Here is a 13,079-nt window from a genome sequence, read left to right on the forward strand (position 1 = left end):
CTATTGGCCATTCATGGATTCCGCTCAAAGCAAATCGCCGCCCTGGCATTCCGCCGTCACGCTGATGTGGCGCAGTCATCCCTGGCTGACGCTGGGCACGGTCCTGACGGGCCTCGTCAGCGGCATCGCGTCGATCGTGGGCGTCGGGTTGATCAGCACCGTGCTGCACGACCCGTCTGATCGACAGACGCTGCTGCTGATGTTCATTGCGGTGAATGTCATCGCGGTGGTCTGCAGGAGCGGCGCGGCCGTAATGCCGTCCTATGCGTGCATGAAAGTCATGACGAGATTGCGCGTCGACCTGTGCAAGCGGATCCTTGCGACCCCGCTCGACGAAATCGACCGACGCGGCGCCCCCCATGTGCTGACCTTGCTGACACAGGACATTCCGCAGCTGAGCCAGACCCTGCTCACCATCCCGACGATCATCGTTCAATCCGTCGTGCTGATCTGCAGCATCGTCTATCTCGCCTATCTCTCGTGGATCGTTTTCGCGTCGACGATGATCCTGACCCTCGTCGGCCTGGTGCTTTACCTGTTCTTCTATCGGAAGGCGGTCAATTTCACCGAGCGGGTTCGCGATGAATTCGTCCAGTTCAACGATTACACGCATGGCCTCGTGTTCGGCATCAAGGAACTCAAGCTCAACCGGGCGAGGCGCCGCTGGTTCACCCGGGCCGCGATCGAACTGTCATCGAAGCGCGTGGCGGGATTCAACTACATCGAACGCTTCTGGTTCATGAGCGGCGACAGCATCGGCCAGATCACCGTCGCGGTGCTGCTCGGCTTCCTGCTGTTCGGCGTGCCTTCGCTCGGCGTCGTGGATCCGTCCGTCCTCACGGCGAGCATTCTGGCCGTGCTCTACATGATGGGGCCCTTGACCATGCTGATCAATATCCTGCCGGTGATGGCCGAAGGCAAGACCGCGCTCGCCCGGCTGGCGGAATTCGGTTTCCTGATCGATGACACGCAGGACGCACGCAATGAGCCGCCCCATCCGGGCGCCGTGGCGTCCCCATCGGCGAAGTCATGGAAGGTCATCGAGTTGAACGAGGTGACGATGAACTACCGTGACAATGAATCGTCGACCGACTTCGTGCTCGGCCCCATCAATATGACGATTCATGCCGGAGAACTCGTCTATGTAATCGGCGGCAACGGCAGCGGCAAGAGCACGTTGGGCAAGGTCCTCAGCGGCCTCTATGCGCCGACCGGCGGCACCATTTCGCTCGACGGAAAAGTCATCGACGACGATGCCCGGGAACGCTACCGAAACCTGTTTTCCGCCGTCTTCACCGATTTCCATTTGTTCAATCGCATCATCGGGCCGGATCGGGGCAATGACAGCATCGAGCTTGCCCGGAAATACCTCGACACCCTGAAACTGGCGGACAAGATCGAGATTTCCGGCCGCACCTACTCGACCACCCGGGCGCTATCGACCGGGCAACGCAAGCGCTTGGCGCTGCTTTGCGCGTACATCGAGGATCGTCCGATTTACATCCTGGACGAATGGGCCGCCGATCAGGATCCGGTCTTCAAGCGATTCTTCTATGAAGTGCTGGTTCCCGACCTGAAATCCCGCGGGAAATGCGTCGTCATCATTACCCACGACGATCAGTACTTCAAGCTGGCGGACCGGGTCATTCGGCTCGATAGCGGCCGTATCTTCTCCGATACGGCCGTATGCGCCGTCCCGGCCGAAGCCGCCGGATGAGCCGCGATCCTGATGGGACACGATGCGCGCCGTACCGGATTCGACGGCCGGCGATGCGTCTGTCCCGGCAAACCGTTACAGACGCATTCGCACGTGGGTGTTTAAATCATGTCGGCATCCATGCGCACACGCGCAGCTTCAACGTCTCATCAGGAATCCTTTCATGGAGTTCAGCAGATTGTTCGCACACGTCGGCGAAGCGATCTCGAGCAGCGGGAGCCGACGTTTTCCCCGAATGATGTACAACCTGATCGCCGCGGCGGTCCCCGTCGACGAGATCCGCATTTCGGAGCTGGCGGTCGACGACTCACCTGACGGCCATCCCGCGGTGCGCAGCCTCGGCGCGGTCGGCGCGGCGCTCGCGAAGGCCGGGGTGACCGCCGCCTGTTGCGGGCCGCAGATGCCGCCGCGCCCGGGGGCGAGCCCCCTGCACGTCGACGACACGCTCGCCGGCCACGGCCCCATCCACGCGCAGCTCGACCGCTTCATCGTCATGCAGGCGGCGGTCGTGTCGCCGCGTTACGCGCAATTCCACCTCGTGACCCGCAAGCGGGGCCACTGTTACGTGATCTCGTTGTATCGCACGTGTACGTTCGACGATTTCTCGCCGCAGGAGCGAACCTTCCTCAAGGAACTCTCGCACGTGCTGTTTCCGATCGTCGAGAGCCATGTCGCGGCGCTCGACGCGACGCCACCGGCCGCCCAAGTGACTATCGCCGCGCCGCCGGCGACGCAATCGGGCCGGGAGCGCGTGGCGCGGCGGTTCGCCGAGCGTCTGCGGCAAGCCGGCGTCAAGCTGTCGACGCGCGAGATCGAGGCGTGCACGGCACTGCTGGCCGGCGACACGGTGCCCGCCATCGCCATGCGTTTCGCGCTGCGCGAAAGCACCGTCGAGACCTACCTGAAGCGGGCCGCCGTCAAGCTGGGCTTCAGCGGGCGTCATGGCCTGACGCGCTGGATGCTCGACGAGACGGCCGGGGCCGCGACGGAAGCGGGCGGGGACGGCATGCGAAGCGTGCGGCGCGACTACGCGTCGCCGCGCATCGGAACCTGAGGGCACGCGGCCCGAACACGCCGATCCGGCGGCGCGGCGTGAGTCAGGCGCGGCACATCAGGCACTTCAGCGCGCGCGACGCCGACGCAGGCGCAGGCGACGCGCGAAACTCCATGGGACAACTGCCGCCGGTTTCCATCTCGCGTCGCACGTCGGCAATCTAGCCGGCGCCGCAACCCGCGCTGCCGCACCCGGTGACATCGTCGTCATCACTCGCGACGACGCGTGCCGGCGCGGGCGCGCGCGGCAGCCATCCTGGCTAGTCGGCCGGCGGCGTCACGCCGCCGACGCGCACGGTACGGAATCGTCGATCATCCATTTCGTGAGCCCGTGCCGGCCGCTGATGCCGAGCTTCACCGCGGCGCGCTTGATGTACGTCTCGATCGTGCTCTCCTTCACACCGAGCTCGCCGGCCATTTCGCGCAGCATCTTGCCCGCGAGCAGGCCGAGGCACACTTCGTTTTCACGCGCCGACAGCACGACCCGCGCGCGCGCGAGCCGCGATTCGAACTCGTGGCGCAGCGCGTCGACGCCGGGCAAGCCTGCCGTCGCACCGGGCGCCGTCGCGCATTCGAGCGTGCCGTGCCGACGCGTCGACGCATGCCACTCGACGAGCGGTAGCAGCGTATCGGCGAAATTCTTCAGGAACGACATCTCCTGCAACGAGAAGTCGTGATGCGATGCCGTGCGATGCAGCGAGATCACGTAGCGGCGATTCGCCTTGCCCGACACGAGATGGCACTGAAATCCGCCGCCCGGCCCGCGCGGCGGCGCGACGTCGCCGCCATTGCCACGCCGCAACAGCGGATTGATGTGAATGAGCTGCCGGTCGCAGGCCGCCAGGATCCGGTTCAACGGCGGATGCGCGGCCGGTTCCCGCTCGCCGTGCGCGGCCGGCGCGCCGCGCCCGTCGCCGCCCGGTGCGCCGAACGCGCCGAGCGATTGCACGCGGACGACTTCGCCCGCCGGCTCGTCGAGCGTCCATTCAGTCATCCGGGTGATCGCGAGCGGAATCGATTCGACCAGCAATGCATGCATGTCGGATGCGAACCGCTCACTGCCGGCGCTCGAAATCACCTTCCCGAGCTTCGCGAACATCTGACTCTCCTTGTTGTGCGTGCTTGAGGACCTGGCGCAACGCCGGCGCGCGTCGGGTCGCGCTGTGTCGCACGCGTTCTCAGGCGGGCAACGCGCGCCGCCGGCGCGCGATCCGGAACACGCGATGCGCGTGCGAATGATCGTCAGGCACGGCGAGCGCCGCCGCGTCACCGACGATCGAACAGACCGATGACGAGCGAGAAACAGGCACGATGTTTCCTCCGTATCGGACAGCGCGATGCGGTGGGCGTCGCATCGATGGACGTTCATGACGGGCGACGCTGCCAGCGGCCGAAACGTCCATTTCGGTCGATGCGCGTGGCGGGACGAAAACGCGCCGCCGCCGGACGTGCTGAAGACCTGAATCGGACAACCCGGCGCCGGCTCGAAGCAGGCGCGTTCCCGGTGAATTCAACGAAAAATGTCGATCAAAAAGCGAAACGATTCTTTCCATTGAATTTGATCCATGTATATCCCAGCCGCGTATGATAGCGATGATTTAAGACATTTGCAGTTAACCCGAAATTTATTTTTAAAACGACACCGCTTGATAACCGGAAATGGGCATTATTATCAACGCACGAATAAATCAACATTCGTTTACCACGAACTTTTGTAATAATCGGTCGAGCGACGCTTACCACGAATTTTCATCCGGGGGGCACCATTCGAGAGAGGAATTGTCGGATTTCACCAGCCCCCGCTCATCGAGCTGGTTTCAAGCCGTATCTTCCGGACGCTATTTCGATTCACTCAACAATCGATTCAATATGCGCGACGGCAAAGCATAGTTTCCGCCCAAGCCCACGGCAGCGTGCTGCCGGGACGGGCGTTGCAAAACACCAACAAAGGGCGAAGCCATTTCCCGTCATAAAATTTCCATATTAAATGAGTCGGAATTCTTCAATTCCGCCGCTTGTCACCCCACAGATAAATTGCTACGCTTTCGACCGAAATATACGACGCATCATCAATCAACCTTGAATTACGGCCGGGTTTATTTAAAAAATCGAAACAGGACGATTAATATTCACGTGAAATCATCTTTTATCGATCGTCGCGGCTAGCGCTTCGCCGCACGCGATTCCGTCGAATTTCCCTATCCGCTTGTCGACAGAACAGGCCGACGGCCAATTGCAGCAATCTCCCGGCGGTTTTTCGATTTCCTTTTAGACGCCCGTGGTGATGCGCGGCCCGCGCATTGCCGGACGCATCGTTCTTTTTCAATCCTGCCCGACCCGAGCGCAACGCTTCCCGAGCGTCACGCCTGCATCGATTGCCACACCAGTCTCAACGCGTCATTTGTCGTCTTTCCAATCTTCAAAACAATGCCGAAAAATTGGAGCACACCATGAGTCACGACTTCCGAGACGAACCCGCGCCGCGTCGCGCCTTCCTGGCCGACATGGCAAAACTCGCGGCGGCCGGCATCGTCACCGGCTGGACCCCGCTCTACCAGATCGCGGCACACGCGCGGACGGCCGGCGACACGCCGCCCGGCTTCCCGGCCGACATCCCGCTTTACAAGCAGGCATTCCAGAACTGGAGCGGCGAGATCGCCGTGCAGGACGTATGGACCGCCGCGCCGCGCTCCGCCGACGACGTCGTCGCGACCGTCAACTGGGCGCGCGCGAACGGCTACCGGATACGCCCGCGCGGCTACATGCACAACTGGTCGCCGCTGACGCTGGACCCGGGCGCCGGCGCCGCGAACCTCGTGCTGCTCGATACGACGAAGTCGCTGACGGCCGTCTCCGTCGACACGTCGGCACGTCCGGCGCGCGTCACCGCCCAAACGGGCGTCTCGCTGGAGTCGTTGCTCGCGACGCTCGAGCCATATGGCCTCGGCGTGATTGCCGCGCCGGCACCGGGCGACATCACGCTCGGCGGCGCGCTCGCGATCGATGCACACGGCACCGCCGTGCCGGCGGCCGGTGAAACCTTGCAGCCGGGCCATACATACGGCTCGCTGAGCAATCTCGTGGTCGCGCTCACCGCGGTCGTGTTCGACCCGGCCCGGCAGCAATACGTGCTGCGCCGGTTCGAGCGCGGCGATCCCGAGATCGGCGCGTTCCTCGCACACATCGGGCGGGCGTTCGTCGTCGAAGTCACGCTGACGGCAGGCCCGAACCAGCGGCTGCGCTGCCAGAGCTACGTCGATATTCCGGCATCCGAACTGTTTGCGCCGGCCGGCTCGACGGGCCGCACGATCGCGTCGTTTCTCGATCGCTCGGGCCGGGTGGAAGCCATCTGGTTCCCGTTCACGACCAAGCCGTGGCTCAAGGTCTGGACGCCGACGCCCAGCAAGCCGTTCCTGTCGCGCGCCGTCACGCAGCCGTACAACTATCCGTTCTCCGATTCGATCTCGCAGACCATCTCGGATCTCGTCAAGCGGATCGTGATCGGCGGCGAAGGCGCGTTGACGCCGCTGTTCGGCCAGACGCAGCTGGCCATCACGACGGCCGGTCTCGCACTCACGCTCAGCGGGGACATCTGGGGCTGGTCGCGCACCGTGCTGCAGTACATCCGGCCGACGACGCTGCGCGTCACCGCGAACGGCTACGCGGTGCTGGCGCGGCGCGCCGACGTGCAGCGCGTGATCAGCGAATTCGTGCAGTTCTATCAGAACCGCGTCGACACGTACAAGGCGCGCAACGAGTATCCGATGAACGGTCCGGTCGAGATCCGCGTCACCGGCCTCGACAAGCCGGCCGATGCCGGCGCGGGCGCGGCCGTGCCCGCGTTGTCCGCGCTCAAGCCGCGTCCCGACCGGCCGGAATGGGATACCGCCGTGTGGTTCGACATCCTGACGTTGCCGGGCACGCCGGCCGCCGATCGCTTCTATCGCGAGATCGAGCAATGGATGCTCGCGAACTACACCGGCTCGTATGCGACGGTGCGCCCCGAATGGTCGAAGGGCTGGGCCTATACCGACACGGCCGCCTGGCAGGACGACACGATGCTCGCCACCACGATTCCGAACCTGCATCGTGAAGGCCAGCCGCCGTCCAGCAGCTGGGATACGGCGCGCGCGACCCTCGAACGCTACGACCCGCACCGGATCTTCCGGTCGCCGCTGCTCGACCGGCTGATGCCGTAGGGATCCCGGCGGAAGCCGGCTGCCATGGCCGCCACGGAACGGATGACGATGCGCGAACCGTGCAGGTTCGCAAGGTCATTCAGGATGTGGCGGCCGGCCGGCTGGAACCGTGGCGAGCGGCGGAACGGCTGAATCGACGACCTGACAGGCTCGCCTGCGGGTCGCCAGGCCGCGGGAGCGCGGCCGCGAAGCGCTCCGGCCCATGCACGACTGTCGAAGCGATTGCCGGATGCGGCGCGTGATTCGACAACAGCACCGCGCAAAACCGCACCGGCCCCACTGCCATCGGTCGATCGTCAAAAGGCGACCGCCTGCCGCCGGTCGCCCGCAGCCGGTCGCCCGCAGCCGGTCGCCCGCAGCCGGCCGCCCCTCCCCGCCTTACGCCGCGGCCGCTTCCGCCCACGGCGGCCGGAAATCCAGCCCGAGATGCTGGCTGATCGCCGCGTCGAGCCGCTCCACCGCGTCCCGCTCGATACGCGTGATGCCCGGATGCCAGATGTCGACGAGCAGGCAAACCCGCGGCTCGTTGCTGTCGTTCCAGCTCTCATGCTCGAACGTATCGTCGAAAATGATCGCGCGCCCGTCCGGCCACTCGCGAATCTCGTCGCCGACGCGCAGCCGCGAGCCGCGCGGCACGATCAGCGGAAGCTGGCAGGTCAGCTTGAGATTCGTCGTGTCCGTATGCGGCGGAATCCGCGTCCCGCCCTGGATCACCGAAAAGATGAAGGCGCCGCTCGGGCTGAGGAAGTCCTGCACCTGCCGCATCAGCGCCGCGGTGCGCGGGCAGCGGCGGCAATTCTCCTCGACCTCGGGCTCGCCCTTGCGCCTGAAATAGAACGACCCCCAGTCGTTGCGCCGGATCGATTCGAAACGCCCGGCCACCTGCTCTTCGTACGGCAGCAGCATCGGCGTGGTCACCTGGGCGAGAAACTCCTCGCGCAGCACGTCGACCGACGCCTCGAGCGTCGACGTGAACGCCTCGAGCGCCGGATAGTCGGACGCCTCGTACCACGGCTTGCCGTCCAGCCCCGGGAAATAGAACAGCAGCGGCCGCTGATATTTCGGCAACGCGGGCAGCGGAACCCGCCCCGTGTTGATGTCGACGAACTCGATCACGCGTTCGAGCTCCGCGGTCCCGTACTGCGACACGAGCGCCTCCAGCGTCTCGTGAATCGCGATGCGCATCTCCTGTTTCAAAGTCGATCTCCTTGGCTATCGTGGGGTGACAAACAACAAAATTGCCGCTTCCGCATGACGCATCACACATGAATCGAAACGGTGCGCCCGGCCTACGCGCGCGCCGTCGTCTTCGCCTCCTCCATCGGGTCGGCGGCCCAGCCGCCGATCGACGCGCCGTACCCGGCCGCCGCCGCGACCAGCACGCCGACGCCGCACCACACCGCCTGCACGCCCCACTGGCTGACCAGGTAGCCGAGCAGGATCGACGCGATCATGCTGCCGAGCTGGAACACCAGCGAAAAGAACGAGACGGCGCGCGATCGCAACGCATCGGGCGTCCGGTGATGCAGCACCGCGTTGACCACCGCGCCGGCGATGCCGAGGAACAGCGCGACCCCGCTCAGCACGGCGCCGAACGCGACCACGTGATTCGCCCAGCGCGTCAGCACGAGGCTCGCGGCGAGCCCGGCGAACGGCAGCGACACGGCGAGCGCCGGCCGTGCGGCGCAATGCTTCATCACGCGATACGACACCCAGCCGCCCGCGCCCTTGACGACCAGCATCAGCGTGAGGAACAGGCCGAACGCCCAGGTCGCGCCATGCATCGGCACGAGCGTCTTCAGCACCACCGGCCAGTAGCTCTCCAGCACCGACACGACGCCGCCGAGCAGCATGCAGAGCAGGATCAGCGGCCGCACCGCGCCGCCGTGCCACGCGAAGCGCACCAGTTCGCGCAGGTCGTCGCGCATCCGGCCGGCCGGCGCGGCCTCGGGCGGCGCCTGCTCCGCCTCGGCGAAAAACCATGACGTCAGGCCCAGCAGCACGATGAACAAGCCGCCTGCGAGCGCCAGGCCGATCCGGTAAGGGTTGTCGAACAGCCGGCTGCCGATCAGGTCCGGGAGCACGCCGCCGACCAGCGACATGCTTGCCAGCCCGAGCGCGGAGGCCAGCTCCGCGCGGCCGAGAAAATAAGGAATCCGGTTCGTCTCGCCGTGCTCGCGCAGCAGGCCGACATACCACGCGTCGACGGTGCCGGAACTCATCGCGCGCGCGACGCCGAAGCTCGCCGCGGCGAGGTACAGCACCGGCTTCTGGCTGAAGCACAGCATCAGCGCGCAGCCGATGCTGTTCATCAGCAGCGAGATGCGATAGGTCCGGATCCGGCCCACGCGGTCGGCCATCGCGCCGAACGGCAGTTCCAGCGCGATGGTCGACAGGCTGAACACCGCCGCGTAAAGCCCGATCTCGAACAGCGTGAAATGGCTGTGCAGCAGGAACAACGTGACGACCGGCAGCACGAGGCCGAAGGTGCCCCACAACGCCGCCTGCTGCAGGCAGTACCGCAGGTGGACGGTCATCGGCCGTCCTTGCCGCCGGACTCGAGCAGCAGGTACTCGCCGTCTTCCGAGCTGCCGGCGCCGATCTCGACGAAACCGCACGCGGCATAGAACGCCAGCGCCGGCCCGTTGGCGCGCAGGCACTTGAGCCGGTAACGCGTGGCCGGCCAGCCCGGCAACGCGCGCAGCAGCGCCCGGCCGATGCCGCTCCGGTGGTGCGACCGGTGCACGTGCAGGTGATGGATGAAATGGTCGGGCTCCCAGACCGACACGAAGCCGGCGAGTCGCCCGCGGTCGTCCTCGGCGACCCTCAGCCGCTCGCCTTCCGTCTGGGCCTCGAAATCGGCCAGCTGGAACGCGCCGGCCGGCTGCCAGACGAAGGTCTCGCGGCGCGAGCGCAGGAACAGTTCGCACAGGGCCGGCGTATCGGCGGCCACGGCGTCACGTACGATGATCTTCATGATGCGCTTACCTCGCGGCAGTCGTGGTTGCCGGGCCCGCACAGCCCGGCAGGCTCGCCATCACGTCGGCGACGAAACGTTCGGTATCCCAACTGTGGTCCACCGTCGCGCCCAGCCGCGTGATGACCGCGCGGCACGACGGCACGATCACCACCAGCTGGTGATTGAAGCCGTCCATCATCATCAGGTCCGCCGGCAGCGACGGAAACCGGCGCGCGCCGCCGACGCCGGCGTTCAGCCACAGATGCGCGCCGAGCCGGCCGTCGTGCCGCGCCGCCTGGGGCGTCGCCATGAAGCGCACCCAGTCCGGCTCGACGATGCGCGTGCCGCGCCACACGCCTTGCTGCAGGATCAACTGGCCGAGCTTCGACCAGTCCCGCGCCGACGCCAGCATGTAGCTGCCGCCGACCAGCGTGCCCGACGCGTCGGGCTCCATCATCGCGGTGCGGATGCCGAGCGGCTCGAACAGCCGCGCCCGCGCGAACGGCACGACGTCGAGCGGCCGCGGCGAAATCGCGCGCGCGACGATCTTCGCGACCAGCACGCTGCCGCCGCTCTGGTAGTCCACCTCGCGGCCGGGCGCGACCTTCAGCGGCCGGCTCGCGACGAAGCGCGCCATGTCGGTCGACTGGTACAGCATCTTCGTCGTGTCCGAGCCGGGCAGATAGCCTTCCTGGTAATCCAGCCCGCTCGTCCATTGCAGCAGGTTGCGCAACTGGATCGCCTGGCGCGGATCGCCGGGTTGCGCCCAGTCGTCCAGCAGGTGATCCTGCGTGAGCGTCAGCTTGCCGTCGCGGGCCAGCACACCCGCCAGCAACGCGGTGACGCTTTTCGTCATCGACCAGCCGAGCAACGGGGTGTCGGCCGTGACGCCCGGCGCATACCGCTCGCCGACGAGCTTGCCATCCTGCCGCACGACCACGGCCAGCGTGTTGCGCAGCGACGCGGGCGACGGCTCCGCCATCGCGCGATCCAGCACGGCGCTCAGCGCCGGCAGCGGATCGGCCGGCGCGACATCGTCGGCGTTGCCGTAGTGGTCGACGTAGCCGGCATCGGCCGCGGCGGGCGGCAGCGCGAGGCCGCGGCCCGCCGCGCGCAATGCGTCGATCTCATCGGCCGGCGCGATCGTGCAGCCGAGGCCCGGCCGGTACAGCGCGACCGTCGAACGCAGCACGCCGAGCCCGGCGGCCTCGACGGTCTGTCGCGCCCGGTCGATCCGGTACGTGACGAAGTTGAACAACGGATTGATCGGCTTGACTTCGCGCGCGAACAGCGCACGTGCATCGCCGTCGCCGCCGGCGAGCGCGCGCACGCACAGGTAGTGCGACGCGTAGCCGGTGGCGGCGGGCAGCGCCCAATACAGCAGGCCCGCGGCAATCACCAGCAACGGCACGGCCGTGGCGGCGAGCATCTTGAAGGCGGCAGCGACACGGGACGGATGACGATCCGGCATGGGAGTGGTTTCCTGGTTCGACGATTCGACGAGACGAGACGACACGACACGACACGATGCGGACGGCCGCGTGGCCGCCCGCGCTCAGAGGATGATTTCCTTCTTCAGGTACAGCCGCTCGGACTGGATGTCGTGCGCGTGACAGCGGGCGATCAGCTTGTCCGATTCGACGATCGGCAGCGACGTCGGCGCGTATTCGATGCTGGAGATGAACTTGAGCCAAGGCTCCGCGCCCATCGCATAGACGAACACCTGGCGCGGCGCGAAGCACTCGACCAGCGGCCACGCGCGCTCGCAGTCGGAGCCGTTCAGCCGGCGGTTCTGGTCGAACTGCCGCCCGAGCGGCTCGTTCAGGAGCGCGCCGTACAGCCAGGACATCGGCGCGCCCTCGCATTCCATGCCGATGAACAGCGTGCCGATCCGGCCGATGCGCTGCGCGATACGCTGGTACAGCTCCGGCTGCAGGTTGTTCGAGTCGGCCGCGAACAGCATGCTCTTGCCGTCCACCTTCAGCGCGAACGCCATCTTCGCGGCGATATGCAGATCGCCGTGCTCGCCGAGGAATGGCAGCGCCACGATCTCGCCGCCCGGCACGGGCACGCTGTCCAGCTCGCCGACCTCGACCACCCGCTCGAACCCGCACGCCTCGAGCGCGAGCCGGATCGACGGGTCCTGCAGGAACCCGCCATGGCTGCGCGGCACCACCAGCGTGCCGATCCGGTGCCGCAGCTGCAGCAGGCTCTCGAGCACGATGTGATCCTGGTGGTTGTGGGTCAGCAGCACGTAGTCGATGCGCTCGGGCAGATCCGCGAACGTGAACGGATCGTCGCCCTGGCCGAGCGGATAGCCGACGATCGGATCGGTCAGCAGCGAAAATTCCGCGGTTTCGACCAGCACCGTCGCATGGTTGAAGTAGCGCACCCGCACCGGCTGCCCCGCGCGCGCCGGCGCCGACGGCGGGCGCGGCGGCGGCGCGTCGGTGAACCAGGTTTCGAGTGCCGCGCGCCGCTCGGCACCGCCCTCCGCGTGAACCAGCAGGCGGTCGATCAGGTCCGGCGCGGCGCCCGCGTGGCGAGCCGCGAACAGTTCGTCGTACAGCGCGTCGCGGAACGGCAGGCGGATCTGCACCATGTGCTCGTCGGGAAAGCGCGGCGTGCTGAGCATGAAGCTCCGGTCGTCGCTGGTCGCGAGGAAGCCGTTCACGCTCTGCAGCGCGTCGAGATAGCCGGCGCTGTCGTACAGCAGCCGCTCGAACAGCCGGTACGACGCGTGGCCGCGCAGGTCGTAGCCCAGCTCGACGAAGCCCTTCAACGGCTCGGGCACCCGCGCATACAGCGGCGACAGCGTGTCGCCGCCCCCTTCCCGCGCGAGCAGCTCGTCGAGCTCGCGCAGCGCGTCCGCCAGCGCCAGCAGCGGCGCGGCGCGCGTGCGGGTGTCGCGGATCAGCGCGTCGACCGCCGGCAAGAGCTCCCGGCCGCCGTTGAGGAACGGCCCGCCGGCCATTTTCGCGGCGGAACGCCGATGCAGTTCGGGTGCGCGGATGAAGGATTCCATGATGCGCAGGTGCACCTGCTTCATCACCAGCGCGCAGGTCGCCGGCTGCAGCAGGAACGTCCACGCATACCACTGATTGACCAGCGGTTCGAAGACGACGTTCGGTTTCAGGTAGATCTGGGTCAT

General features: G+C 66.5%; 10 protein-coding genes. 4 read left to right on the forward strand and 6 right to left on the reverse strand.

What is annotated here, in order from left to right; all coding sequences use genetic code 11:
- Positions 1-13 precede the first annotated feature (13 nt).
- Positions 14-1,717: a cyclic peptide export ABC transporter gene (locus tag QZM35_RS15200; RefSeq protein WP_301776264.1), complete on the forward strand. Its 1,704-nt coding sequence runs from the start codon at positions 14-16 to the stop codon at positions 1,715-1,717.
- Positions 1,718-1,880: 163 nt separating this feature from the next.
- Entirely contained in the window at positions 1,881-2,771 is an 891-nt protein-coding gene (locus QZM35_RS15205) for a LuxR C-terminal-related transcriptional regulator (protein ID WP_089429896.1), read from the forward strand.
- Positions 2,772-3,047: 276 nt separating this feature from the next.
- Here QZM35_RS15205 and QZM35_RS15210 read toward each other — a convergent pair whose 3' ends face one another.
- Positions 3,048-3,869, reverse strand: coding sequence for a helix-turn-helix transcriptional regulator (locus QZM35_RS15210; RefSeq protein ID WP_301776265.1), 822 nt, complete (start codon positions 3,867-3,869; stop codon positions 3,048-3,050).
- A gap of 189 nt (positions 3,870-4,058) precedes the next feature.
- On the opposite strand from QZM35_RS15210, the gene QZM35_RS15215 reads away from it, so the two are divergent.
- Both QZM35_RS15215 and QZM35_RS15220 read left to right on the forward strand, forming a co-directional pair.
- Entirely contained in the window at positions 4,059-4,358 is a 300-nt protein-coding gene (locus tag QZM35_RS15215; RefSeq protein WP_143329937.1) for a hypothetical protein, read from the forward strand.
- Between the two features lie 862 nt (positions 4,359-5,220).
- Complete coding sequence (locus QZM35_RS15220; protein WP_301776266.1) at positions 5,221-6,969, forward strand: cholesterol oxidase substrate-binding domain-containing protein; 1,749 nt, start codon at positions 5,221-5,223, stop codon at positions 6,967-6,969.
- Between the two features lie 378 nt (positions 6,970-7,347).
- Here QZM35_RS15220 and QZM35_RS15225 read toward each other — a convergent pair whose 3' ends face one another.
- The 5 genes from QZM35_RS15225 to QZM35_RS15245 all read right to left on the reverse strand — a co-directional run bounded on the left by QZM35_RS15225 (position 7,348) and on the right by QZM35_RS15245 (position 13,079).
- On the reverse strand, positions 7,348-8,166 hold the full coding sequence (locus QZM35_RS15225; protein WP_301776267.1) for an aspartyl/asparaginyl beta-hydroxylase domain-containing protein: 819 nt from the start codon (positions 8,164-8,166) through the stop codon (positions 7,348-7,350).
- A 92-nt stretch (positions 8,167-8,258) separates the two neighbouring features.
- Positions 8,259-9,506, reverse strand: coding sequence for an MFS transporter (locus tag QZM35_RS15230; RefSeq protein WP_089429900.1), 1,248 nt, complete (start codon positions 9,504-9,506; stop codon positions 8,259-8,261).
- Positions 9,503-9,946 (reverse strand): GNAT family N-acetyltransferase, encoded by a 444-nt coding sequence (locus QZM35_RS15235; RefSeq protein WP_089429901.1) that lies wholly within the window; start codon positions 9,944-9,946, stop codon positions 9,503-9,505. Before QZM35_RS15235 ends, QZM35_RS15230 begins: the two co-directional genes overlap by 4 nt.
- A 7-nt stretch (positions 9,947-9,953) precedes the next feature.
- Positions 9,954-11,399 (reverse strand): serine hydrolase, encoded by a 1,446-nt coding sequence (locus QZM35_RS15240; RefSeq protein WP_301776268.1) that lies wholly within the window; start codon positions 11,397-11,399, stop codon positions 9,954-9,956.
- Between the two features lie 84 nt (positions 11,400-11,483).
- Positions 11,484-13,079 (reverse strand): MBL fold metallo-hydrolase, encoded by a 1,596-nt coding sequence (locus QZM35_RS15245; protein WP_256976965.1) that lies wholly within the window; start codon positions 13,077-13,079, stop codon positions 11,484-11,486.

Source organism: Burkholderia sp. AU45274, assembly GCF_030482505.1.
Classification (GTDB): domain Bacteria; phylum Pseudomonadota; class Gammaproteobacteria; order Burkholderiales; family Burkholderiaceae; genus Burkholderia.

Excerpts from the sequence above, each read along its gene's own strand:
- QZM35_RS15210 (WP_301776265.1), bottom strand. The coding sequence starts at position 3,869 with ATGTTCGCGAAGCTCGGGAAGGTGATTTCGAGCGCCGGCAGTGAGCGG.
- QZM35_RS15235 (WP_089429901.1), bottom strand. The coding sequence starts at position 9,946 with ATGAAGATCATCGTACGTGACGCCGTGGCCGCCGATACGCCGGCCCTG.
- QZM35_RS15240 (WP_301776268.1), bottom strand. The coding sequence starts at position 11,399 with ATGCCGGATCGTCATCCGTCCCGTGTCGCTGCCGCCTTCAAGATGCTC.
- QZM35_RS15245 (WP_256976965.1), bottom strand. The coding sequence starts at position 13,079 with ATGACCCAGATCTACCTGAAACCGAACGTCGTCTTCGAACCGCTGGTC.
- QZM35_RS15200 (WP_301776264.1), top strand. The coding sequence starts at position 14 with ATGGATTCCGCTCAAAGCAAATCGCCGCCCTGGCATTCCGCCGTCACG.
- QZM35_RS15220 (WP_301776266.1), top strand. The coding sequence starts at position 5,221 with ATGAGTCACGACTTCCGAGACGAACCCGCGCCGCGTCGCGCCTTCCTG.
- QZM35_RS15205 (WP_089429896.1), top strand. The coding sequence starts at position 1,881 with ATGGAGTTCAGCAGATTGTTCGCACACGTCGGCGAAGCGATCTCGAGC.
- QZM35_RS15230 (WP_089429900.1), bottom strand. The coding sequence starts at position 9,506 with ATGACCGTCCACCTGCGGTACTGCCTGCAGCAGGCGGCGTTGTGGGGC.
- QZM35_RS15215 (WP_143329937.1), top strand. The coding sequence starts at position 4,059 with ATGACGAGCGAGAAACAGGCACGATGTTTCCTCCGTATCGGACAGCGC.